Origin of the sequence: Actinosynnema sp. NPDC023658 (assembly GCF_040639995.1) — a bacterium.
Lineage (GTDB): Bacteria > Actinomycetota > Actinomycetes > Mycobacteriales > Pseudonocardiaceae > Actinosynnema.
On record NZ_JBFAAX010000008.1, the window covers coordinates 1 to 21196 of the forward strand.

A 21196-nucleotide genomic window follows, 5' to 3' on the forward strand; every position below is an offset into this window, starting at 1 on the left:
CCGGCCCGCCGACACCGTCGACCAGGCGCAGCGCCTGGCCCGGACCGCGTCGCACGCCCTCGGCCTGGCCGCGTTGACGGCGCTGTGGGCGGCGGGCAGCGAGGTCTGGCGCTACGTGCTGCTGCTGCTCAGCCGGTACGGCGCGCTGTCGGAGACGACGGTCGGCGTGTCGGACGCGATGGTCGTGGCGTCGTCGGTGGTGACGTTCGTGGCGTCCTCGACGGCGCTGGTCTTCACCCTGCTGTGGCTGCGCCGGGCGCGCAACGCCGCCGCCGCGGAAGCGGGCTACGGCCCGTCGAGGTCGGACCGGGAGGTCCTGATCTGCCTCGTCGTGCCCGGCGTGAACCTGGTCGTGCCCGGCTCGGTGCTGGCCGAGCTGGAGCACGCGGCCCTCCGCGAACCGGCCACCACCCGACCCAACCCGTCCAAGCTGGTCCGCTGGTGGTGGGGCCTGTGGGTGGTGACGGGCCTGTTCTTCGCCTTCACCGTGGCCTGGGGCTTCCGCTCCAGCGTCCAAGCACTGGCGGACGGCGTGCTGCTGCACGCCGTCACCGACCTCCTGGCCGCCGCCGTGGCGATCGTGACGGCGCTCGTGGTCCGCCACGTGACCGCGCTGCTGCTGCCGGTGGACGCCGGCGCCATCCGCCGGATGAGGGTCGTCGACGTCAAGGACGCCCCGGCCCCCACCCTGCGCCCGGTCCGCCCGTCCGGCTCCCCGCGCTGACCGCCCGTCAGCAGGGCTGGTCCTCGAACTCCCAGACGAGCGCGAGGGGCACGCGCCTGCCGTAGCGGCCGAGGGCCGACTCGGCGGAGGTGTGCTGCCCGATGAACGTCCTGCCGGTGTCCGGGTCGCGCCGGTAGACGATCGCGTTCGTCGTGTCCTCCTCCATGATCTCCATGCCCCAGGCGAAGACCCGGGTGCGGTCGGTCGCGTCCACCAGGCTGAACAGGTTCGCTTCCACACCGCCGACTGTCCCGCCGGGAGATCCACCCCATGCGGTGAAGCGCGGCGGGAATCCCGCTTCCGCACGTCCCGCCGGATCATGCTGCCCTGTGCCCACTCCGCCACCGTTCCGCCGCCGTCGGTTGGGTCGCAAGCTCGCCCGGATGCGGGCCGGGGCCAGGATGACCCTGGATGAGGCCGCCCGAGCCCTCTACCGCACCAAGTCCACGCTGCACCGGCTGGAGAGGGGCGAGACGATCCTGGACGTCCACCTCGCCAAGTCGATGATGGACCTCTACGACCAGTACGACCCCGACCTCGTCGACCAGGCGCTGCGGGCCCGCGAGCCCGGCTGGTGGACCACCTTCGGCATCGAGAACCAGGGCTACATCGACGTCGAGACCGAGGCGTGCACCGTCCGGGACCTCTCACCGCTGATCATCCCCGGCCTGCTCCAGACGACCGGGTACATGCGCGCCATGTTCGAGGCGCACCGGCTGAAGCGGACCAAGCGCTGGCTCGAGAACGACATCCGCGTCCGGCAGATCCGCCAGGAGCGCCTGACCGGCCGGGACGACCCGCTGCGGCTGCACGCGATCATCGAGGAGGCCGCGCTGCGCAAGGTGGTGGGCGGTCGGGAGGTCATGCACGAGCAGTTGGCCCACCTGCTCGACATGGCCGAGCGGCCCAACGTGACGATCCAACTGGTGTCCGCCGAGCAGGGCGTGGTCGACGGCATGGCCACGGCCTTCACGCTGCTGGGCTTCCCGGGCCCGGACGAACCCGAGGTGCTGTACATCGAGTACCTGACCGGAGCGCTGCACATCGAGGAGGAGCGGGAGCTCCGGGAGGCTAGACTGACGTTCGATTTCGTGGCCTCCCAGGCGCTGAGCCCGGAGGGTTCGGTGGCCTTGATCGAACGGGTTCTGGCCGAGTGAAAGAGGCGATGGCCGTGTCCACAGTGGACCTCTCCGGGGTGCGGTGGCGGAAGAGCAGCCGGAGCAACGGTGCCAGCAACGCCAACTGCGTCGAGGTGGCGTTCGCGGGGCCGGCGGTGGCGGTCCGGGACTCGAAGAACCCCGGTGCGGCGACGCTCGCGTTCCCCGCCGTCCAGTGGTCGTCGTTCCTGCGGCACTGGGGCTCCTGACCCACGGGTGCCACCGCGGCCCCTGCGGTCGGTGACGCGGTCAGCGCCCCCGGGACGTGAGCGGCAGGTCGTGCAGGCCCCGGATGACGAACTCGGCCCGCCGGCGCGGTTCGGCGGCCGGTTCCGCGTCCGGCAGCTTGCGGACCAGCGAGGACAGGGCGGCCTGGACCTCGATGCGGGCCAGCGGCGCACCCAGGCAGTAGTGGATGCCCATGCCGAACCCCAGGTGGGGGTTGGGGTTGCGGCCGATGTCGAAGGTGTCCGGGTCGGTGAAGACCTCGGGGTCGCGGGCCGCCGCACCGAGCAGCGCGGCGATCTTCTGACCCGGCTCGACGCGGTGCCCGGCGATGGTCACGGGCTCGGTGGCGGTGCGCTCGAACAGCTGCAGCGGCGAGTCGTAGCGGATCAGCTCCTCCACCGCCGTGGGCATCAGGGCGGGGTCGTCGACCAGGCGACGCCACTGGTCCTGGTGGTTCATCAGCGCCCGGACGCCGTTGCCGATGACGTTGACCGTGGCCTCGTGGCCCGCCATCAGCAGCAGCACGGCCGTCGCCACCAGCTCGTCCTCGGTGAGCTTCGCGCCGTCGGTGTCGGTGACCGCCACCAGGTCGGACACCAGGTCGTCACCGGGGGAGGTGCGCCGCAGCGCGATCAGCTCGCGCAGGTAGGCGACGAACTCGGTGGCCGCGCGCTCGGCCGCGACCTTCTTGTCCTCGGCCAGGCCGAACTCGTACATCTTCACGATGGCGTTCGACCAGGGCTGGAGCAGCGCCCGGTCGCCCGCGGGCACGCCCAGCAGCTCCGCGATCACCTCGACGGGGAGCGGCGTGGCCACGTGCGACAGCAGGTCGGCCCGCCCCTCGGACCCGATCTCGGCCACCAGCCCGTCCACCAGCCGGTCCGCGAGGTCCGCGATCCACGGCCGCAGCCGCTCCACGTGACCGCGGCCGAACGCGGCGGCGACGAGCCTGCGCAGCCGGCTGTGCGTGGGCGGCTCGTTCTCCAGCAGCGAGTTGCGGTGCAGCAGGTTGAACGAGCCGAACTGCTCGACCGGCTTCGCGTCCGTCCAGATCCGGCCTAGCGACCGGTGCCGGAGCACGGCCGACGACGCCGCGTGCGACACCGCCAGCGCGACGCCCATCTCCTCGTGCCAGTGCACCTCGCCTCCCGCGCGCATCGCGGCGAACACGGGGTACGGATCCGCGATGAAGGCCGGATCGTGCTGGTCGAAGGCTGCCACGGTCACGGACGGACGGTAGGTCCGAGCGCGCCTCGCGTCCATCGGAGAGTGGTTGAAGCCGCAAACGTTAAGCGAGCTGTGACATGGGGGTGGCCGAGTTGACCTCGTCAGTACTCCACCAGGAGCATCGTCGGCGTGCCCCCTGAAGTCGTCGCCCACCGCGGCGCGTCCACCCGCCGGCCCGAGCACACGCTCGCCGCCTACGACCTGGCCCTGCGGCAGGGCGCGGACGGGTTGGAGTGCGACGTGCGGCTGACCAGGGACGGGCACCTGGTGTGCGTGCACGACCGCACGATCAAGCGCACCAGCGGCGGCTCGGGCGTGGTCAGCACCATGACGTTGGCCGAGCTGCGCCGGCAGGACTTCGGCAGCTGGCACGGTGGCGAACCCGCCGAGGTGCTCACGCTGGAGGCGCTGCTCGGGCTCGCGGCCGACCACGGCACGCGGCTGTTCGTGGAGACCAAGCACCCCGTCCGGTACGGGGCCCGGGTGGAGCGCAGGCTCGCGGAGGAGCTGGGCAGGCACCGCGTCGACGTGGTGATGATGTCGTTCTCCGTCTTCGCCGTGCACCGGTTCAAGCAGCTCCGGCCCGACGTGCCGACGGTCCTGCTCTACGACCGGTTGTGGCCGAGGAACCTGCCCCGCTTCGCGGACTACGCCGGACCGGGCGTTCACCTGCTCAGGCATCACCCGGATCGGGGGGAGGGGACCTACGTGTGGACGGTGGACGACCCGGCGGACATAGCGTTGTGCCGGGAGCGCGGCGTGCGGTTCCTCGCCACCAACAACCCGGAGGAAACGCGCGAGCGCCTTGCGGATAACTTGACGCCCGACCAGCCCTGAGTACCGAGGAGGCGCGGTGGCGAAGCGGACAGCCGTGAAGGACAAGCCGGCGGACGGCGTCAACCCGCGGCAGCCGTGCCCGTGCGGCTCCGGCAAGCGCTACAAGGCGTGCCACGGCGCGGCCGGCGGCGCGGCGGACGTGATCGTCTCCCGCCCGTTCGAGGGCCTGGCCTCCGAGGTCGAGCTGATCGCGCTGCGCGAGTTCGTGCCCTCGGCCACGGTGAAGCTGCCCCTGAAGGACGACGCCCCGCGCGAGGTCGTGCTGGCCACCGTGCTGCCGATGGCCGCGGCGGGCCTGGTGCGCGCGGACGGCACCGCGTTCGTCGGCCTCCAGGTGCAGACGCGGTCCGGCGACCTCAGCCGCGACCTCGCGCGTGCCGTGCAGTGGGCGCTGACGGCCAAGACCGGTGACGCCCTCGCGGTCGTCGGCCCGGACGACGGCTCGAACCCCGGCCGGTTGCAGGACCTGGTGGACGCCGAGGCGGGCCTGAGCCCCGAGCTGCACTCCGACTTCGCGTGGTGGCTGCCGCCGGACAACGAGCCCACCGGCGACGTCGCCCTGTCCCTGGAACGGGCCAACGCCGCCATCCTGCCCACCGAACGCCTCTCCGCGGCCGGTGTCGAAGGCGCTTACTGGGTCGACGCGGGCGACAAGGCGCACCTGCGCTGGGTCCGCCCCGAGCCGGAGGAGCAGCTCCTCGCGGCGCTCGCCCGGCTGTCCGTGCGCGGCGAGCTGGACCTGGGCGAGGGCTCCCGGTACGCCGGGTCGTTCCGCGCGCACGGCCTGCTGGTCCCCGTCTGGGACCTGGACCGCGAGCTGCACTCGAGCGAGTGGGCACCGGGCGCGGAGGCGTTGGGCAAGCGTTTGCAGGACGCCCTGACCAGCCTCGACGGCGAACCGCTGACCGAGGCGGAACGGCGGTCGCGGGACGGCCTGCGGGGTCGGCAGATCACCCTGCGCTGAACCTGTCCACAGGTATCCCCAGCTTTGTCCACAGGTTCTGTGGACAACTAGGAGGCGGAGTTGATCCTGCGGATCAGCCGGAAGGCCGACTGGACGCGGGACCGGGAGGCCGGCGCGATCCCGCTCGACCCGGACGGGTTCGTGCACTGCTCGGACCCGGGCACGGTGCACCTGCCGGCCAACCGCCTCTACCCGAACCGGCACGACCTGGTGCTCCTGGTGATCGACCCGGAGGGCCTGCCGGTGCTGTGGGAGCCGGGCGAGACCGAGGACGGCCCGTGGTTCCCGCACGTCTACGGGCCCGTCCCGGCCGACGCGGTGGTGGCCGTGCACGAGTTCGCGCCGGACGCCGACGGCGCGTTCCGGCCGCTGCCCGTGCTGTGACCTGACCGTGGCCCTCCCGAGTGGCGGTGCGCGTTCCCGTTGGACGACGCTGGTCGGGTGTCGGACGTGCGGATGGGGTCGATCGGCCGCGGTTGCGCCCGGGGTGCGCGGTGAGGCGGCTGGTGGTCGCGGCGGCGCTGCTGCTGACCGCGTGCGACGCGTCGCCCGAGGCGGTGGAGCCGACGGCGGTCACGGTCGGCCGGACCTCCGGGGCGGACGCCGCGCCGGTGCTCGAACCCGGCGGCCTCGGCGGGGTCCGGTTGGACATGACGGTGGCGCAGCTGGAGGCCACCGGCGAGGTCGGCGGCGACGTGACCACGCCGGAGTTCGCCTGCCCGGTGCACGAGCTGAAGGCCGTGCGGGGCTGGGTCGGCGTCGACGGCGGTGTGGCGGTGGACATCCGGGTCGAGTCCGGGGCCCGCACGCCGGAGGGGCTGCGGATCGGGGACTCGCGGGACCGGATGCGCGAGGTGTACCCGGACGTGGAGCAGACACCGCACGGCTTCGTCCGGATGGCCGACGAGCGGACCCGGTACTGGTTCTACTTCCGCGACGCGGGCGAGACCCTCACCGGCATCGGCCTGACCCGCGAAGGCCACGGCTGCCTGAACTGACGAGGACCCCGGAACGCCGCTCGGGCACTTCCGGGGTCCTCGTGGTCGAGCCGGTTACAGCGCACCGCCCGCGGCCCGGGGGGAGCCGTTGTCGGCCTCCTCGCCCACGGTCTCGCGGGTCAGGAAGTTCTCCACGTGGAACAGGTTGCCCTCGGCGCGGTCGACCACGGTGAGCAGCGTGCTCATCGACGCGACCTCCTCCACCTGCTCCTTCAGGAACCACTGGAGGAACTGCTCACCGATGTAGTCGCCCTCGTCGCGGGCCGTCTTCGCCAGCGCGACGATCTGCTCGGTGACCTTCTTCTCCTGCTCCAGCGCGAGCGCGACCGGGTCGCGCGGCGCGACGAAGTCGTTGCGCACGTCGTCCACGCCGGGAATGCTCACCGGCAGCCCGTTGTCCATCAGGTACTGCACGATCATCATCGCGTGGTTGCGCTCTTCCAACGACTGCTTGTAGAAGTGCGCGGCGAGCCGCGGCAGGTCGTTGCCGTCGAACCAGACCGCGATGGCCACGTACTGCTGCGAGGCCGTGAACTCGTTGCGCACCTGCTCCTGAAGCAGGTCGTGGAACTTCGAGGAACGCGCGGAGGTAATCTTCTTCAAGTTGACAGCCATACCCGAAGAATAACCGAAAGTGTGCTTCTATGCATTTCAGGTAAGGCTTACGACAGTGAGGAAAGGGTCACCGAAGAAAGCTTAGGCAACCCTTTCCGCGTTATTCAGACCAGGGCGGCCCGGTCGATCGGGCACGACATGCAGCGCGGTCCGCCGCGGCCGGAACCCAGTTCCGAACCGCTGATCCGGATCACCTCGACGCCCGCGTCCTCCAGCCGCGCGTTCGTCTCCACGTTCCGCTCGTAGGCCACGACCAGCCCCGGCCCGACGGCGAGCGTGTTGTTCCCGTCGTCCCACTGCTCGCGTTCCGCGGTCACCGGGTCGAGCCCGGTGTCGATCACCCGCAGCCGGTCGATGCCCATCGCCTCGGCCGCGACCTCCAGGAACGGTCGCCGGTCCTCGACCACGACGCCGCCCGCGCCGTCGGACCGGACCGGGTACGCGAACAGGTTGTCGCGCACCGCCGGGTACATCACCACGGCGTCCCGGTCGACCATCGTGCACACCGTGTCCAGGTGCATGGTCGCCCGGTCCTGCGTGATCGGCACGGCCAGCACGGTGTGCGCCAGGCCGTCGGCCAGGGCGGACCGGGCGAACGACTCCGCGCCCGCCGGTGTGGTCCGCTCACCGACGCCGATCGCCAGCACGCCCGGCGCGAGCAGCAGCACGTCACCGCCCTCGACCGGCGCGGAGTGCGCCCCGTACGCGCGGCCCGTGCGGCGGAACCGCGGGTGGTAGGCGTAGATCAGGTCGGTCAGCGCGGTCTCCCGGTCGCGCGCGGGCAGCGCCAGCGACGTGATCGCGACCCGGTCGCCCACCCACACCGACGAGTCGCGGGTGAACAGCAGGTTCGGCAGCGGGTCGACGGCGAAGTCGATCGGGTGGTGCATCTTGCGCACCAGCGACGCGCCCTCGGCCGCGGGCAGCTCCTCGAACGTCATGCCGGTCATCAGCGCGCCGGCTAGCTGCTCCGGGCCGATCGAGGCCAGGTGCGAGCGCAGCGCGTCGGCCAGGTCGATGCCCAGCCGCCGTTCGTTGACCGCGCTGTGGATGCCCGCGATCCGGGCCCGGTCGTCGTGCAGCGCTTCGACCAGCAGGTCCGCCAGCAGCAGCACCTCGACGCCGCGCCCGCGCAGCAGCTCGGCGAACGCGTCGTGCTCCTCCTGCGCCCGGTCGACCCATGGCACGCCGTCGAACAGCAGCTGGTCGTTGTTGCGGGGGGTGAGCCGCTTGAGCTCGGCTCCCGGTCGGTGCAGCAGCACCGTGCGCAGGGGGCCGACTTCGCTGTCGACGCGCGGCGCGGGTGCCGCCTCGGTGTCGGTGGACGCGGTCTGGGCGATGTGCGCAGTCACGCCATCGAGCGTAACCCGAGACCGGTGGGATCAGCAGCTCGGCGGAGCCCTTTCCAGCGAACTCGATCGTACGACGACGCTGGAACGGCGATTCGTTGCACATATGCGGGGTATGACCGAACGAACGTTGCGTTGTCGGATGGACTACCGGTCCGTCGGGATGGTTGCGGGATGATCGTGTTCTACCGGGGGAGGACCCGTGGCGGAGATCCGCTTGTTCATCGACGCGCCGGGGCACACCGCCACGGCGACGACCCAGCTGCTCCAGGAGCTGGTCAGGGCCGCGAAGGTCGACGCGAGGCCCGCGCCGGCCGAGTCGCCGGAGGGGTCCAAGAGCGGCGCGGGCGCGACCATCGCGGAGCTGGTCCTCAACGGCGCGCTGCCCGCCGCGGTGGCCGCCGCCGTCGCGTCCGTGGTCACGGCGTTCGTGCAGCGCGGCAGCGCGCGCAAGGTGACGATCAAGTCCGGCGACGACCAGATCAGCGTTCAGGGCGTGGACGCGAAGACGCAGAAGGCGCTGGTGGAGGCGTGGCTGCGCGACCACGAGGGCGAGGGGTGAGGTGGGCCGGCACGCCCTCCTCGTCGCCACCGGCGAGTACGACGACGTCCGGCTGAGCCGGCTGCGCGCGCCCGAGCAGGACGTGGAACGGCTCGCCGCCGTGCTGGAGGACCCCGACGTCGGCGGGTTCACGACCGTGGAGGTGCTGCGGGACCGGACCGACCACGAGATCCGCCGCGCGGTCGAGGACGTCCTCGCGCCGCGCGAGCCCGACGACCTGGTGCTGCTGTACTTCTCGTGCCACGGCCTGACCACGCCCGCCCGCCGGCTGTACTTCGCCGCGGCGAACACCGTGCAGGACCGGCCCGCCGGCACCGCGATCCCGCGGTCGTTCCTCAACGAGCAGCTGGAGGACTGCCGGGCGTCCGGGCGGGTGCTGCTGCTGGACTGCTGCTTCAGCGGCGCGTTCGTGGAGGGCTTCAAGGCGGCCGGCACGTCGGTGTTGGACGACGTCGGCTCCGGCTACGTGGTGATGACCGCGTCCAACGCCTACGAGTACGCGTTCGAGCAGGACTCGCTGTCGCTGGACGCGCCGGTCGCGTCGCTGTTCACCGACGTGCTGATCGAGGGCCTGGCCGGCGGCGGCGCGGACCTCGACGGTGACGGCTGGGTCGACGTCGACGAGCTGTTCAAGTACGCGCAGGGCGAGGTGCGCCGCCGTCGTCCAGACCAGACGCCGCAGTACTTCGCGCACGGCTCGTCGCAGCCGTTGCGCATCGCGCGGGCCGGTGGGGCGGCGGGTCGTGCGGCTCGGGGGAGTGGGACTTCGGGTCGTGCGGTGCGGGGCACGGCGTCGTACACGTCCGGGCAACTGCTGGTGGCGCGCGGTTTCCGGGCCGCCGCCGAACCGGTGTGCCGGACGTTGGGGCCGATGGGCCGGCGGGCCGTGGTGTTCGTGGACCGGCGACCGGTGGAGCTGGGCGACGCGTCGGCCATCGTGGCCGCGTTCCAGCCCGACGACCCGCGCGACTCGCTCGGCGCCGGGTACGTGCGGGACCTGGTGCGCGAGGTGCGGCGCGAGGCCGGTGACGGTGCGGCGTCGACGGTGGCCGTGGCGCGCGGCGCGATCAGCGGGTTGGTCGAGGCAATGCGCGACGGGCACAACCCGGTGCGGCTGATGCGCGGCGTGACGGCCGCCGCCGCCCGTGCCGGCGAGCTGCTCGCGGACGCCGCGGTCGAGCTGGGGACGGCGGACGTGCCGGCGCTGGCCGTGGCCGCGGCGGGTGACGTGAAGGTCGGCAGGCTCGTCGGGCACGTGGTCGCGGTGACCGGGCGGCGTGGTCCGGTGCTGGTGGAGGAGGGCGTGGGGTTCGGCCTGGAGTACGAGATCGGCCGGGGCGTGCGCTTCGACGGCGGTTACGCGTCGAGCCTGTTCGTGACCGACGCCGTGCGGCAGGAAGCGGTGCTGGTGGACGCGCGGGTGGTGCTGGTGAGCGGGTTCCTGCCGGACGACGCGGGTGACGCGATCGCGCACGTGGCCGGCGATGGTGAAGGCGTGCTCGTGGTGTGCGAGGAGCTGTCGCACAGCGCGCTGACCGGGTTGCTGAAGCTCGGCGCGAGCCGACCGGTCCTCGCCGCCGTGACCGACCTGGACCGGCTGAACCGGATCCGGGACGTGGTCGGCGGCACCGTCCTCGACGTGGACCTGCTCGGGACGGCGGGGACGCGGTCGTTCGGGCGGGCGGGGAAGGTCGTCGCCACCGCGCGGGAGACCCTGGTCTACGACGGCCGTTCGCGGACCGGCGACCCGGCGAGCCTGATCCGGGCCGCCGCTTCCGACGTGCCGAAGGCGGAGCGCGCCGTGCGTGCCGTGCGCAGTGCCGCCCACGAGGGTGTGTTGCGCGGCGGCGGCGTCGGCCTGGCCGAGCTGGGCTCCCGCCTCGCCCTGGACGCCACCGGCACACCGGAGGAGGTCGCCGGCTGGCGTGCGTTCGCCGCCGCCCTGGCCGAACCGGCCCACCGCATCGCCGAGAACGCCGCGCTCGCCGTCACCGACCTGGACCCCGCCCTGCTCGACTCGGCCGGCGTGGCCCGCACCGTCATCACCTCCGCCGCCCGCACTGCCTCCCGCTTCCTCCTCGTGGGCTGACCCCCTCCCGCGTGTCCTACCTTCAGAACGCGCGTGTCCTACCTCCGGAACGCGAGAGTCCTACGTTCACGTCGCGAGAGTCCTACGTTCGGGACACCTGAGTTCAACGCTCAGCGTCAGCTCACCGCGGCGGGCACGATGACGGCCACCATGACCGCCGCCTGGACCTCCTCGATCGCCTTGCGCACGGCGGTCGCCGCCCAGTCGCCCTCGGAGATCGTCTTCAGGCGCTTGCGCACCTCCGCGCGCGGCAGCCCGGCGAACACCTTCCGGTCGTGACCGACGGCCTTGACCAGCGCGCACAGCGCCGCCGTGCGCGGATCCACCGGCCCGTCGGACGTGACCGCCGCCGTCATCCGCGCCCTGGCGTCGGTCTCCGCCTCCGGCTGCACGCCGTCCGGCGCGGGGAACCGGGTGCGCGGGAACACCAGCAGCACCCGGTCCTCCTCACGCCGCAGCACGCCACCGGCCACCAGGCCGTCCAGCACCTGCTCGGTCAGCTTCTTGCTGAGCTTGTCGACCCAGTGCGCGGGCTTGCGCGGCTTGTCACCGGCGATCCTGGCCAACGCCTGGTCGAGCACGGGGTGACCGACCGGCGTCGGGTCCAGGACGGTGACCTTCTTGTCGGCCACGTCGATCCGCTCGGCCAGCGCCAGCTCGACCAGCAGCGCGCCCGCCAGGCCGTACCCGAGCGCAGGTTGGCCCAGCCTGCGCGCGCCGTCGTCATCGTCGTGGACCAGCAGCGCCAGCTCGTCGGCCAAGGTCAAGGTCAAGGTCAAGTCGGTCATCTCCACCCTCGCTTCCTGCGGTGAACCGCACGCGGCGAGGTCGTACCGGCCGGTGCGGTGACGCACATGAGGTTCCCCCTCGTCGGGGCTCCATGCTCTCGCCGCGCCCGCCCGCCCGCGTCCTTCCCGGGGCCGAACGCGGCGTCCTCCGCGAGGAGGACGTGCGCTCACGGCAACCAGGACACGTGACCGCGCAACGCCGTGTAGCCGACGAACGCGACCACGTCGAGCAACGCGTGCGCGACGACCAGCACCCACAGCCGGTTCGTGCGCTGCCACACCTTGCCGAACACCAGGCCCATCACGACGTTGCCGATGAACCCGCCGAACCCCTGGTACAGGTGGTACGAGCCGCGCAGCACCGCGCTGGCCAGCAACGCCGTGTTGTCCCGCCACCCGAGCTGCCGCAGCCGGGTGATGAAGTACCCGACGACCAGCACCTCCTCCGCCCACGCGTTGCCCGCCGCCGACAGCACGAGCACCACGCTGCGCCACCACGACTGGTCCAACGTGGACGGCAGCACGGCCAGGTTCAGCCCCAGGTTCCACGCCACCAGGTAGAACACCAGACCGGGGATGCCGATCACGGCGGCCAGCCCGAGGCTGCCCAGCACGTCCGGCCCGATCCGGGTCCGGTCCAGGCCCAGCGCGCGCAGCTTGATGCCGCCCTGCCACAGCAGGTACAGCCCGAGCCCGCCCCACGCCGCGAGCTGCACCACGCTCAGCAGCTGCGCGATCAGGTCCAGCAGGTCGAACCGCGCCTGCGGGACGTTGATCGCGACCTTCTGCTCGTTGAGCGGCACCGGGTCGAGCAGGCTGTCGAGCAACCGCACCAGGCTCCGCACCCCGGACAGACCGAGCGTCACGGCGAAGACGAGCAGCAGTTCCCACCGGTAGCCGCGACGCGCACGGTCGTCGAGGGCTTGGGCTTCGATCACACCCATACGCTAACCGCGGCCCCTAGCGGCGTTGTGCGAGGAACGGGCAGCCCATCAGGCGGCGCAGCTCCGCCGCCAGCTCCTGCGCCGTCCCCACCGGGTGGGAGAACGCGATCCGCACGTCGTGGTCCTCGTCCGCCATCTCCACCCGCAGCCGCAGGCCGAAGCGGTCCAGGCCCAGCGGGCGGACGTGACCGCCCTTCAGGTCGTCCGGCAGGTGCCGGCCGAGCAGGCCGACGACGTCCCGGTGCGACAGCTCCAGGTGCCGCAACCAGTGGTCCTCGTGCGCGGCGAACGGGTCCGGCTCCGCCTGCGCGAACAGCTCCGGCCGCAGGGACGTGGTGCCCTCGGCGTCGGCCACCACCAGCGACGCGGGCGACAGCCTGAGCGCGGACGCGCCGTGCCCGACGTCGAGCAGCCTCGGGTCCGGGCGTGACTCAGCGACCTGGAGGCTCGCCTCCCGGGCCTCCTCGACGGACAACGTGCGCAGCCAGCCGGTGATCCACAGCAGGCCGCGGACCGGCTCGCGCAGCTGCACCGGCGCCTGGTCGGCGACCTCCAGCATCGCGGTCAGCTCGGTCCGGCGGGCCGCCTCGACCAGCGGGTGCTCGTCGGGCAGCACGATCGTCGTGTCACCGTCCGGGTGAACGTGGTGCAGCACCGGGGTGATCCGGTTCTCCGTGCCGCCGGACGGCATCAGTGCCGCGCGCCCGACCCGGGCGGCGATGGTGCGAGCCCGCTCCGCCGGATGCGGTGCCGGCGGTCGACGTGTCTCGTTCAACCGCTCACCTCCCAACTTAGGGCAGCCTAACTTGGAGGAGGCCCGTGGCGGTAGTCCCACGACCGGCTTACTGCCGCCGGCCCGGCGCGGGAATCGTTCCCGCAGGTTAGGGGGTCCGCCCGGGAGGTGCCCAGCAGGGTGTCCGGCGTGTCTCGGCGGGTTGCGCGACTCGTCGTCGCCTCGGTGTTGCCTCGGTGTCACTCGGTGGCCGGCGGACGCGGATCGGTCCGGTTGGGCGATTCGGCGGGCCGCGCGTCCGTCGTAACCTGGGCTCGCCTGGCGGAGGTGGCTCGTGGTCGTGCCCGACAAGCCGTCCACCCGGGGGGCGGCTCTCGATGACCTGTGGACGCGGTACTGCCTGGAGATCGCGAGCCGGCGGGCGTTCGGCTGGGTCGTGGTCGGCGCGCTGGCCTTCGTGCTGCAACTCGCGCTGATCCTCGTGTTCGCGGTGTCCTCGGCGCTGCCGCTCCTGCTGCTGCTGTTCTCCGTGCTCGTCCTCGGGTTCGGCCTCACCCGGCGGCAGCCGTTCACCAGCGTCATGGGCGACCACACGTGGGTCTACGTGCGCGTCCACTGGCGCGCGGGGCTGCTCGTGGTGCGCGGACCCCGACCCCTCGTGCTCGACGTCAGCGCCGGACCTCTCGCCCGCGGGCGGATCAACCGGCACCGGCGGGCGTGGGTCGTGGCACCCGACCGCGGCGGCAACACCGTGGTGACGTTCCGCGGCGTGCCGAAGCTCTTCCCGGCGAAGGTCGTGCGCCGCTGAGTTTCGCTGATCATCTAATCGGATACCCCCCGGACGGGACTTCTGGTTTCCTGGGAGCAGTGGTGGGCGAAACTTGGGTGGACAAGTGCCTGACTAGCGCGGATCGCCGCGCCGTCGGGTTCATCGCGCTTGCGCTGTTCGCGATGCTGACCCTCTGGGTCGTCTCGGAGTGGGTCGGCTCGCGCTGGGTGTTCCTGCTCACGCCGCTGTGCGTGGAGTTCGCCGTGCCGGGACTGCGGCACTTCTTCTCCCGCCGAAGCCTCCGCCGACTGCTCGACACCTACCCGCGGCACGCCGTGTCGGTGCACTTCGTGCCGGGGCGCACGCGAGTCGGCCGGCAGACGTACCTGGAGACCGCGGGCTCCGACCGCACGTTCCTGCGGCTGGCCGAGATCCCCGAGCGGGTGCGCGAGAACATCCGCCGCGGCGGACGCGTCTGGCTGGCCGGGCCGGACCCGCGCGGCCGGGCCGCGGTGCTGACCCGGGGCGCTCCGTTCATGACCCTCGGCCGGGTCGTGATCCGCTGAGGCCGTTCTCCGGCATGTAGGTGGCTCGGCGGTTCAGCGGCCCACCGGGATGCCGCTCTGCTCGGCCCACGCGCCGACGTCCTCCCGCCGCAACGCCGTCGCCAGCAGGTCCGGGAACCGGTCTGGCGTGCAGGCGAACGCGGGCGCACCCAGCTCCGACAACTGCGCCGCCAGCTCGTGGTCGTAAGCGGGCGTGCCGCTGTCCGACAGGGCGAGCAGCACGACGACCGTCACCCCGCTCTGCACCAGCTCCCGCACCCGCCGCTGCAACTCCCGCGCCACACCCCCCTCGTACAGGTCGCTGATCAGCACCATCACCGTGTCCGTCGGGCGGCGGACCAGCGACTGGCCGTACGCCACGGCGCGGTTGATGTCCGTGCCGCCGCCGAGCTGGGTGGAGAACAGCAGGTCGACCGGGTCCTTCAGCTGCTCGGTCAGGTCGACCACCTCGGTGTCGAACACGACCAGCTTCGTGTCGACCGCCTTCAACGACGCCAACGACGCGCCGAGGACGGCGGAGTAGACGACCGACTCGGCCATCGAGCCGGACTGGTCGACGAGCAGGACGACGTCCCGCAGCGAGGCCTGGCGGCTGCGACGGCTGTTGCCGACCAGGTCCTGCACGATCACCGTGCCCTGGTCGGGCTGGTAGTGGCGCAGGTTCTTGCGGATCGTGCGGTTCCAGTCCACATCGGACAGTCGCGGCCGGCTCGTGCGGCGGGACCGGTCGATCGCGCCGTGCACGGCGGCCAGGAGGCGGTCGGCCAGCTTGCGCTCGATGTCCTCCACGACCTTGCGGACGACGGCGCGGGCGGTCTCGCGGGTCCGTTCGGGGATGGCGTGCGACAGCGAGACCAACGTGCCGACCAGGCTCACGTCCGGTTCGACGCTCGACAGCAGTTCCGGCTCCAGCAGCAGTTGGCGCAGCCCCAACCGTTCGACGGCGTCCCTCTGCATGACCTGCACGACCGAACTCGGGAAGTACGTGCGGACGTCGCCCAACCACCGGTGCAGGACGGGCGACGACCCACCCAACCCGGCACTCCGCTTCCCCCCGGCGTCGACCGGATCCCCACCGCCGCCGTACAACCCGGTCAGCGCGGCATCCCGCCGCTGGTCATCCTCCCCGAGCGGTCCGAGATCCCCGGCCGCCCCACCCAACAACAACCGCCACCGCCGCTGCCTCTCGACCGCGCTGTCCTGCGTCACCCCGACCACCCGCCCCTCTCCGACCAGCCAGACCCTCTGTCACACCATCGGGTGATCATGACCCGAATATGTACGGAAACGCTGTTACCGCTCCTCGGTTAAAACCATGAGGAGCCCCGACCAACCACGACCTACGTCCCCCCCGCCGATCCCACCCGACTCCGCCCCTCGCCCCGCCCTGCCTCCCGGTCCCCGCTCTGCGCCCCGGCCTTGCCCCTGGGCCCGCCCTGCCTCCCGGCCTTGCGGCCTTGCCCCTCGGCCCGCCCTGCCTCCCGGCCTTGCGGCCCTGCCCCTCGGCCCGCCCTGGCCCTCCGGCCGCCGCCGTCCTGCTCTCCCGGCCCGCCGTCCTGCTCCCACGGCCTGCGGCCCCCCGCCCTGCTCCCGGCCCGCCCGTTGGCTGCCCAGCCCCCGGCCGCATCCCTGCCCCCGGCCCGCCGCCCTGCTCCCAACTCGCTCCCAGCCCCCGCTCTGCGCTCCCACCGCCCTGAGCTGCGGCTCTCGCCGCCGCCAGCACCACCCCGGGCCCGGTCGAGCGCGGGGGAGGGTGTCGCGAGTGGCCGCACGCGGAGCGGGGTCATGCGTGGGCCGCCAGCAGATCGCGCACGTGCTCGGCCAGCCGGGCGGCGAGGTCTTCGTCCCAGTCGCCCGACGCCACCGCCCCACCCGCCGCGGTGCCGCGGACCCGGTCGCCCAGCATCCGGCGCTCGGCCGGGCTGAACTCGCCCACGGCGCGGCGCAGGAGCGGCAGGGCGGCCGCGAAATCGGCCCCTGACAGGCCGGTCAGCCACTCGTCCACCACGCCGAACAGACGCGGGTCGGCGGTGAGCAGGGCGGCCGATCCGCGCAGGAAGCCCGCCACGAAGGCCGTCGCCCCGGACGCCAGCGACACCGCCCGGTGCAGGCGGGCGGCCACCTCGTCCGAGTCCAACGCGCCCGTCTCCCACAGCAGCCGCGTGGCGCGACCGGTCGGCAGGCCGTGCGCGTCGGGCATGGCGACCAGCGACTTCAGCGCCCGCTGCCAGGTGTCCCGGTGCTCTTCGTCGGCGGCCAGGCGGACCGCGTCGTCCGCACCCTCGACCGCCCTGACCGCGCGTTCCGCCGTGTCCTCGTCCACCCCGCGGCACGCCAGGGGCAGACCGACGGCACCGCGCGCCAACAACCCGTGCAGCGCCACGCGCAGCAGTTCCGGGTCCGTGCCGCGCACCGAGCCGTAGCGGACGGTGGTGGCCAGGTCCGGCAGCGCGGCCAGGAGCTCCAGCGCGTCCGTGGCGGCCGCGGCGCAGCGGTCGAGGGCCTGGCGGGACGCGGCGACGGCCTCGGGGATCTCGCACCCCACCGACCGGCTCAGGGTCTCGGCCGCGTCGACCACGCGGGTGGCCGCCGACGCACGCGTCATCAGCACCGTGCGCGCCGCCGCCTCGACCGTCGTGCCGTGCCGGGCCGCCACCGCCAGCGCCACCGCGAACTCCGGCCGCCACAGCAACTGCCACGCCTCGGCGAACGTGCCCAGCGTGCGGGTCGCGTCCGGCGTGCCCCACGGCACGTCCAGGACCTCCAAGCGCCGCAACAACTTCGACCGCTCGCGATCGGTGTCCTTGCGCAGGTCCAAGCGGATCGGCTTGACGGCCGCACCCGGTGGCAGGCGGAGGCGGCGCTGGAGCCGCGCCAGGTCCGCGGCCAGCGGCGACGTCGGCACCTCGTCGCCCACCTCGCCCAACCGCTCACCGACGACCAACTGCTCGTGCACCAGGCGCAGCGGGGTGGCGTCACCGCCGCACAACACCGCCAGCGACGCCTCCATCACCTCCGACAACCCCGGCGACGGCCGACCCCGCATCGCGGCCAACGCGTCCGCCAGCCGCACGGCCTCCACCGCGCTCGCCGTCGACGCGGGCAGGTCCTCCGCCCGCAGCACCGCGCACGCCTTCGCGAACCACCGAGGCACCGCGTCACCGCGCTCGGCGCACTCCCACAAGTGCGCGTACCAACCGGGTGAGTCGACACCCGCGCCGTAACCGGACGACGACGCCAGCCGGCCGTGGCTCCACGGCACCCACGTGCCCGAGACCTTCCTGCGCGGCAACCCCTTCAACGCCGCGGCGTCGACCGACGCGGGCGGCAGGGTGCGCAGCGCGGGCACGTGCCACGCCCCGGCGACCACCGCGACCGGCCCCTCGACGTCCTTCAACGCCTGCCGCACGTTCTGCCGCATCGCGGCCTCCCGGCGCAACGTGCGGGCGTCCACCTGATCGGCGAACTCCTCCCGCAGCGCGCCCATCGCCTCCGCGACCGCCTCCGCCAGGTCACGCGGGTCGGTGTGGTGCTCGACCACGTCCTCCCACCAGCGCTCCGGGTCGTCGAAACCGGCCGCCTCCGCCAGCGTGCCCAACGGGTCGAGCGCGGGTTTCGGCTGGTCCGAGCCGTCGGACTCGCTGGTCGTGTCGTCCAGGGACGCCGCGGCCGGCAGGTCGAAGAACCGGACCGGGACGTCGTTCGCGTGCGCCCACCTCATCGCCCGCCACTCCGGCGAGAACTCCGCGAACGGCCAGAACGCGGCCCGCGCCGGCTCCGCCTCGTCGTGCAGCAGCAACGCCACCGGCGGCGTCAGGTCCGGCACGTGCCGCAGCAGCGCGTCACCCTCCGGTGGTCCCTCGATCAGCACCACCTCGGGCCGCACGGCCGCCAACGCCGCCTCGACCATGCGCGCCGAACCCGGACCGTGGTGACGGATGCCGAGCAGCGTCACCCGCTCCGGCAACGGCTGTTCCCGCACCATCAGCCCACCATGTCCTGACAGGCCCGGTACAGGTCGCGCCACTCGGCACGCTCCTTCACCACCGCCTCCAGGTACTCCTGCCACGCCGCCGCGTCGGACACGCGGTCCTTCACCACCGCGCCCAGCAGCCCGGACGCCAGCTCGTCCGCCGTGATCGTGCCGTCACCGAAGTGCCCGGCCAGCGCCATGCCGCTGGTCACCACGGAGATCGCCTCGGCCGTGGACAGGCTGCCGCTCGGCTTCTTCAGCTGCGTGCGACCGTCCACCGTGGACCCGTTGCGCAGCTCGCGGAAGATCCGCACCACCCGGCGCACCTCCTCCAACGCGGGCGGCTCGGCGGGCAGCTGCAACGCGCGACCGAGCTGCGCGGCGCGCGCGGACACGATCTCCACCTCGTCGTCCTCGGTCGCGGGCGGCGGCAGCACGACCGTGTTGAAGCGACGGGCGAGCGCGGACGACATCTGGTTCACGCCCCGGTCGCGGTCGTTCGCGGTGGCGATCACGGTGAACCCCGGCACGGCCTGCACCTGGATGCCCAGCTCCGGCACCGGCAACGTCTTCTCGGACAGGATCGTGATGAACGAGTCCTGCACCTCGGCGGGCATCCGGGTCAGCTCCTCGACCCGGACCACCGCGCCCTCGCGCATCCCCGTCATCACCGGGCTCGCCACCAACGCCGCCTCGGACGGACCTTCCGCGATCAGCCGCGCGTAGTTCCAGCCGTAGCGGACCTGGTCCTCGCCGGTGCCCGCGGTGCCCTGCACGACCAGCATCGAGTTCCCGCTCACCGCCGCCGCGATGTGCTCGGACAGCCACGACTTCGCCGTGCCCGGCACGCCGACCAGCAACAACGCCCGGTCGGTGACCAGGGTGCCGACGGCGACCTCGACCAGCCGCCGGTCCCCGACGTACTTCGGCGTGATCACCGTGCCGTCCGGGAGCCTGCCGCCGAGCACGTAGGTGACCACCGCCTGGGGCGACATCCGCCACCGCGGCGGGCGGGGCCGGTCGTCCGCCGCCGCCACGGCCGCGAGCTCGGCGGCGTACTGCTGTTCCGCGGCGGGCCGCAGCACGGTTTCGGTGGTCACTGGCTTTCCTCCCGGTGGTTGAACGCCTCGTGGTCTGACGCTTGGTGGTCTGACGCTTGGTGGTCGGGCGCGTCGCCGCTGAACGCCTCGCGCAGCTGCATCCGCAGGCGCAGGACGTCCAGCTCGACGGTGTGCTCGGGCCAGCGCTCGGTGATGCGGGCCCAGTTCGCGCCGAGCACCTCGGCATCGCCCCTGGCCAGCAGCACCGCGGGCGGTCGGCCGGCACGCCACCTCGGGTCGCGCATGGCGGCGTAGCGGTCGAGCAGGTCCGCGGTGGCCTGCGCGCTCCACGGGCCGGGCAACTGCGAACAGGCGTGGTCGAGCAGGTCGTAGTTCCACTGGCGCGACACCTCGACCACGGTGCGCGCGGCCAGGTCGGCGGGCAACCCGCCGAGCATCTCCAGCTGCTCCATGCCGGTCAGCGACCGGGTCGCCGCGACCGCCCACGGCCGCGCGTCGTCGGCCAGCTTGAGGTTCTGCGCGACGCCGCGCAGCAGCGAACTCGCCCACGGGCCACGGGCCAGCTCGGCCGCCGCGCCCGCGTCGTCGGTGCCGAGGCGGCCGGTCCAGTGCTGCGGCGGGACGCTCGCCGCCGCACCCCGGATGCGTCCCGCGACACCGGCCTCGGACCCGTCCTTCATCAGGTCACGGGCCTCGTCGGGCTCGGGCGCGGTCTCGGCCCACAGCTCGTCGGTCTGCACGTCGAACCCGTCGTTGGTCAGCCACAGGCCGCGGTGCAGGCGTTCGGCGGCGCGTTCGGCCAGCGCCGACGTGGGCAGCGTGCGCAGCAGGCGCAATGCCTCGTCGTGCACGCCGATCGCGCGGTCGTCCAACGCGTGTTCGAGGAGCGGTTCGTCGGCCGGCCCGAGGTTCGCCTCCAGTGCGCTGACCAGCACCTGACGGTCGGTGGCGCGGCGCTGGACGTCGAACTGGGCGGCCAGGAAATCCCGCGTCCTGGCGGGATCCTGGTTGCGGGCGCGGCGCAGGGCGGCGAGGCGGGACGTGCCGGGCAGGTCGAGGGCCTGGTCGAGGTCGACCTCCTCGGTGGTCGTGCCGGTCGCGGCCCAGGTCCAGCCCGGCCGGATGCCCGCCAACCACCGGCCGCGGGCACCGAGGACGGCGGACACGGCCGGACGCAGGCCGGGGTGCGCGGTGCCCAGGCCCAGCAGGGCGGGCAGTTCGCGGTGGTCGGCCACGACGCCGGCCGCCTTGGCCATGCCGCACCACTCCGTCAGCAGCACCTGGTCGTCCAGGGCCAGGATCTGCGCCAGCACGGACCTCGCGGCCCGGTGCGCGCGCACGTCGGCGGACCCGGGGGCGGGTGGCAGCAGCGGTGCGTCCACCGACGGCGGTAGCTGCGCGCCGTGCGCGGCCACGCCCAAGGCGGCCACCCGGTCCAGCAGGGCGGCCGGTGTGGTGCCCGAGCGGTGTGCACCCACCAGGGCCGCCTGCACGGCCTCGTCCCATTCGGCGTGGAGGGTCACGCTCGACCACCCCGGCCACGTCCGTTGGTGCGACCGGCCCGGATGTCCCGACGATCCCGGCCGGCCGCGACGACCCGGTGAGACCGGTG

General features: G+C 73.0%; 22 protein-coding genes. 11 read left to right on the top strand and 11 right to left on the bottom strand.

Going from position 1 to position 21196, the window contains the following annotated elements:
* Nucleotides 1–724 (top strand): DUF4328 domain-containing protein (locus AB0G02_RS02140; RefSeq protein ID WP_360787961.1); only part of this gene is annotated, 724 nt, incomplete at its 5' end.
* A 7-nt stretch (nucleotides 725–731) separates the two neighbouring features.
* Here the strand turns inward: AB0G02_RS02140 and AB0G02_RS02145 are convergent.
* A complete protein-coding gene (locus AB0G02_RS02145) occupies nucleotides 732–962 on the bottom strand; it encodes a hypothetical protein (protein ID WP_360787964.1) in 231 nt (76 codons plus the stop codon).
* Nucleotides 963–1053: 91 nt separating this feature from the next.
* Here AB0G02_RS02145 and AB0G02_RS02150 point away from each other — a divergent pair, with 91 nt between their 5' ends.
* Nucleotides 1054–1881 (top strand): helix-turn-helix transcriptional regulator, encoded by an 828-nt coding sequence (locus tag AB0G02_RS02150; RefSeq protein WP_360787966.1) that lies wholly within the window; start codon nucleotides 1054–1056, stop codon nucleotides 1879–1881.
* A gap of 8 nt (nucleotides 1882–1889) precedes the next feature.
* Entirely contained in the window at nucleotides 1890–2090 is a 201-nt protein-coding gene (locus AB0G02_RS02155; RefSeq protein WP_360787969.1) for a DUF397 domain-containing protein, read from the top strand.
* A gap of 40 nt (nucleotides 2091–2130) precedes the next feature.
* Here AB0G02_RS02155 and AB0G02_RS02160 read toward each other — a convergent pair whose 3' ends face one another.
* Nucleotides 2131–3372, bottom strand: coding sequence for a cytochrome P450 (locus AB0G02_RS02160; RefSeq protein WP_360787972.1), 1242 nt, complete (start codon nucleotides 3370–3372; stop codon nucleotides 2131–2133).
* 93 nt (nucleotides 3373–3465) lie between these two features.
* Between AB0G02_RS02160 and AB0G02_RS02165 the strand changes: the two genes are divergently transcribed.
* The 4 genes from AB0G02_RS02165 to AB0G02_RS02180 all read left to right on the top strand — a co-directional run bounded on the left by AB0G02_RS02165 (nucleotide 3466) and on the right by AB0G02_RS02180 (nucleotide 6135).
* Nucleotides 3466–4173, top strand: coding sequence for a glycerophosphodiester phosphodiesterase family protein (locus AB0G02_RS02165; RefSeq protein ID WP_360787975.1), 708 nt, complete (start codon nucleotides 3466–3468; stop codon nucleotides 4171–4173).
* A 16-nt stretch (nucleotides 4174–4189) separates the two neighbouring features.
* Entirely contained in the window at nucleotides 4190–5137 is a 948-nt protein-coding gene (locus AB0G02_RS02170) for a DUF5926 family protein (protein ID WP_360787978.1), read from the top strand.
* Nucleotides 5138–5200: 63 nt separating this feature from the next.
* Entirely contained in the window at nucleotides 5201–5521 is a 321-nt protein-coding gene (locus AB0G02_RS02175; RefSeq protein WP_360788088.1) for a DUF952 domain-containing protein, read from the top strand.
* Nucleotides 5522–5631: 110 nt separating this feature from the next.
* Complete coding sequence (locus AB0G02_RS02180) at nucleotides 5632–6135, top strand: hypothetical protein (protein ID WP_360787980.1); 504 nt, start codon at nucleotides 5632–5634, stop codon at nucleotides 6133–6135.
* Nucleotides 6136–6189: 54 nt separating this feature from the next.
* Here the strand turns inward: AB0G02_RS02180 and AB0G02_RS02185 are convergent, their stop codons facing one another.
* Nucleotides 6190–6750, bottom strand: a complete 561-nt coding sequence (locus AB0G02_RS02185) for a ferritin (RefSeq protein ID WP_360787983.1) — start codon at nucleotides 6748–6750, stop codon at nucleotides 6190–6192.
* A 104-nt stretch (nucleotides 6751–6854) separates the two neighbouring features.
* Nucleotides 6855–8102 (bottom strand): arginine deiminase, encoded by a 1248-nt coding sequence (locus AB0G02_RS02190; RefSeq protein WP_360787986.1) that lies wholly within the window; start codon nucleotides 8100–8102, stop codon nucleotides 6855–6857.
* Nucleotides 8103–8301: 199 nt separating this feature from the next.
* On the opposite strand from AB0G02_RS02190, the gene AB0G02_RS02195 reads away from it, so the two are divergent.
* Both AB0G02_RS02195 and AB0G02_RS02200 read left to right on the top strand, forming a co-directional pair.
* Complete coding sequence (locus tag AB0G02_RS02195) at nucleotides 8302–8661, top strand: hypothetical protein (RefSeq protein ID WP_360787989.1); 360 nt, start codon at nucleotides 8302–8304, stop codon at nucleotides 8659–8661.
* 1 nt (nucleotide 8662) lies between these two features.
* On the top strand, nucleotides 8663–10750 hold the full coding sequence (locus tag AB0G02_RS02200) for a caspase family protein (RefSeq protein ID WP_360787992.1): 2088 nt from the start codon (nucleotides 8663–8665) through the stop codon (nucleotides 10748–10750).
* Between the two features lie 116 nt (nucleotides 10751–10866).
* On the opposite strand, the gene AB0G02_RS02205 is transcribed toward AB0G02_RS02200, so the two are convergent.
* The 3 genes from AB0G02_RS02205 to AB0G02_RS02215 form a co-directional block, all read right to left on the bottom strand.
* Nucleotides 10867–11538: a GPP34 family phosphoprotein gene (locus tag AB0G02_RS02205; protein WP_360787994.1), complete on the bottom strand. Its 672-nt coding sequence runs from the start codon at nucleotides 11536–11538 to the stop codon at nucleotides 10867–10869.
* A gap of 167 nt (nucleotides 11539–11705) precedes the next feature.
* On the bottom strand, nucleotides 11706–12476 hold the full coding sequence (locus tag AB0G02_RS02210) for a CPBP family intramembrane glutamic endopeptidase (RefSeq protein WP_360787997.1): 771 nt from the start codon (nucleotides 12474–12476) through the stop codon (nucleotides 11706–11708).
* A 22-nt stretch (nucleotides 12477–12498) separates the two neighbouring features.
* Nucleotides 12499–13257: a DUF2470 domain-containing protein gene (locus AB0G02_RS02215; protein ID WP_360788000.1), complete on the bottom strand. Its 759-nt coding sequence runs from the start codon at nucleotides 13255–13257 to the stop codon at nucleotides 12499–12501.
* 292 nt (nucleotides 13258–13549) lie between these two features.
* Here AB0G02_RS02215 and AB0G02_RS02220 point away from each other — a divergent pair, with 292 nt between their 5' ends.
* Complete coding sequence (locus AB0G02_RS02220) at nucleotides 13550–14023, top strand: hypothetical protein (RefSeq protein ID WP_360788003.1); 474 nt, start codon at nucleotides 13550–13552, stop codon at nucleotides 14021–14023.
* Between the two features lie 62 nt (nucleotides 14024–14085).
* Nucleotides 14086–14550, top strand: coding sequence for a hypothetical protein (locus AB0G02_RS02225; protein ID WP_360788006.1), 465 nt, complete (start codon nucleotides 14086–14088; stop codon nucleotides 14548–14550).
* A gap of 33 nt (nucleotides 14551–14583) precedes the next feature.
* Here AB0G02_RS02225 and AB0G02_RS02230 read toward each other — a convergent pair whose 3' ends face one another.
* From AB0G02_RS02230 to AB0G02_RS02245, 4 genes are all read right to left on the bottom strand, one after another.
* A complete protein-coding gene (locus tag AB0G02_RS02230) occupies nucleotides 14584–15759 on the bottom strand; it encodes a VWA domain-containing protein (protein WP_360788009.1) in 1176 nt (391 codons plus the stop codon).
* A gap of 574 nt (nucleotides 15760–16333) precedes the next feature.
* The gene (locus AB0G02_RS02235) at nucleotides 16334–18535 is read right to left on the bottom strand and encodes a DUF5682 family protein (protein ID WP_360788011.1); all 2202 of its coding nucleotides are present in this window, start codon (nucleotides 18533–18535) and stop codon (nucleotides 16334–16336) included.
* Entirely contained in the window at nucleotides 18535–19623 is a 1089-nt protein-coding gene (locus AB0G02_RS02240) for an AAA family ATPase (RefSeq protein WP_360788014.1), read from the bottom strand. The genes AB0G02_RS02235 and AB0G02_RS02240 overlap by 1 nt, the downstream gene beginning before the upstream one ends.
* The gene (locus AB0G02_RS02245) at nucleotides 19620–21107 is read right to left on the bottom strand and encodes a DUF5691 domain-containing protein (RefSeq protein WP_360788016.1); all 1488 of its coding nucleotides are present in this window, start codon (nucleotides 21105–21107) and stop codon (nucleotides 19620–19622) included. The genes AB0G02_RS02240 and AB0G02_RS02245 overlap by 4 nt, the downstream gene beginning before the upstream one ends.
* Between the last annotated feature and the right edge of the window lie 89 nt (nucleotides 21108–21196).

What these genes read in the sequence shown, in the direction of transcription:
- AB0G02_RS02185 (WP_360787983.1), bottom strand. Translation starts at nt 6,750, where the DNA reads ATGGCTGTCAACTTGAAGAAGATTACCTCCGCGCGTTCCTCGAAGTTC.
- AB0G02_RS02205 (WP_360787994.1), bottom strand. Translation starts at nt 11,538, where the DNA reads ATGACCGACTTGACCTTGACCTTGACCTTGGCCGACGAGCTGGCGCTG.
- AB0G02_RS02160 (WP_360787972.1), bottom strand. Translation starts at nt 3,372, where the DNA reads ATGGACGCGAGGCGCGCTCGGACCTACCGTCCGTCCGTGACCGTGGCA.
- AB0G02_RS02155 (WP_360787969.1), top strand. Translation starts at nt 1,890, where the DNA reads ATGGCCGTGTCCACAGTGGACCTCTCCGGGGTGCGGTGGCGGAAGAGC.
- AB0G02_RS02235 (WP_360788011.1), bottom strand. Translation starts at nt 18,535, where the DNA reads ATGGTGCGGGAACAGCCGTTGCCGGAGCGGGTGACGCTGCTCGGCATC.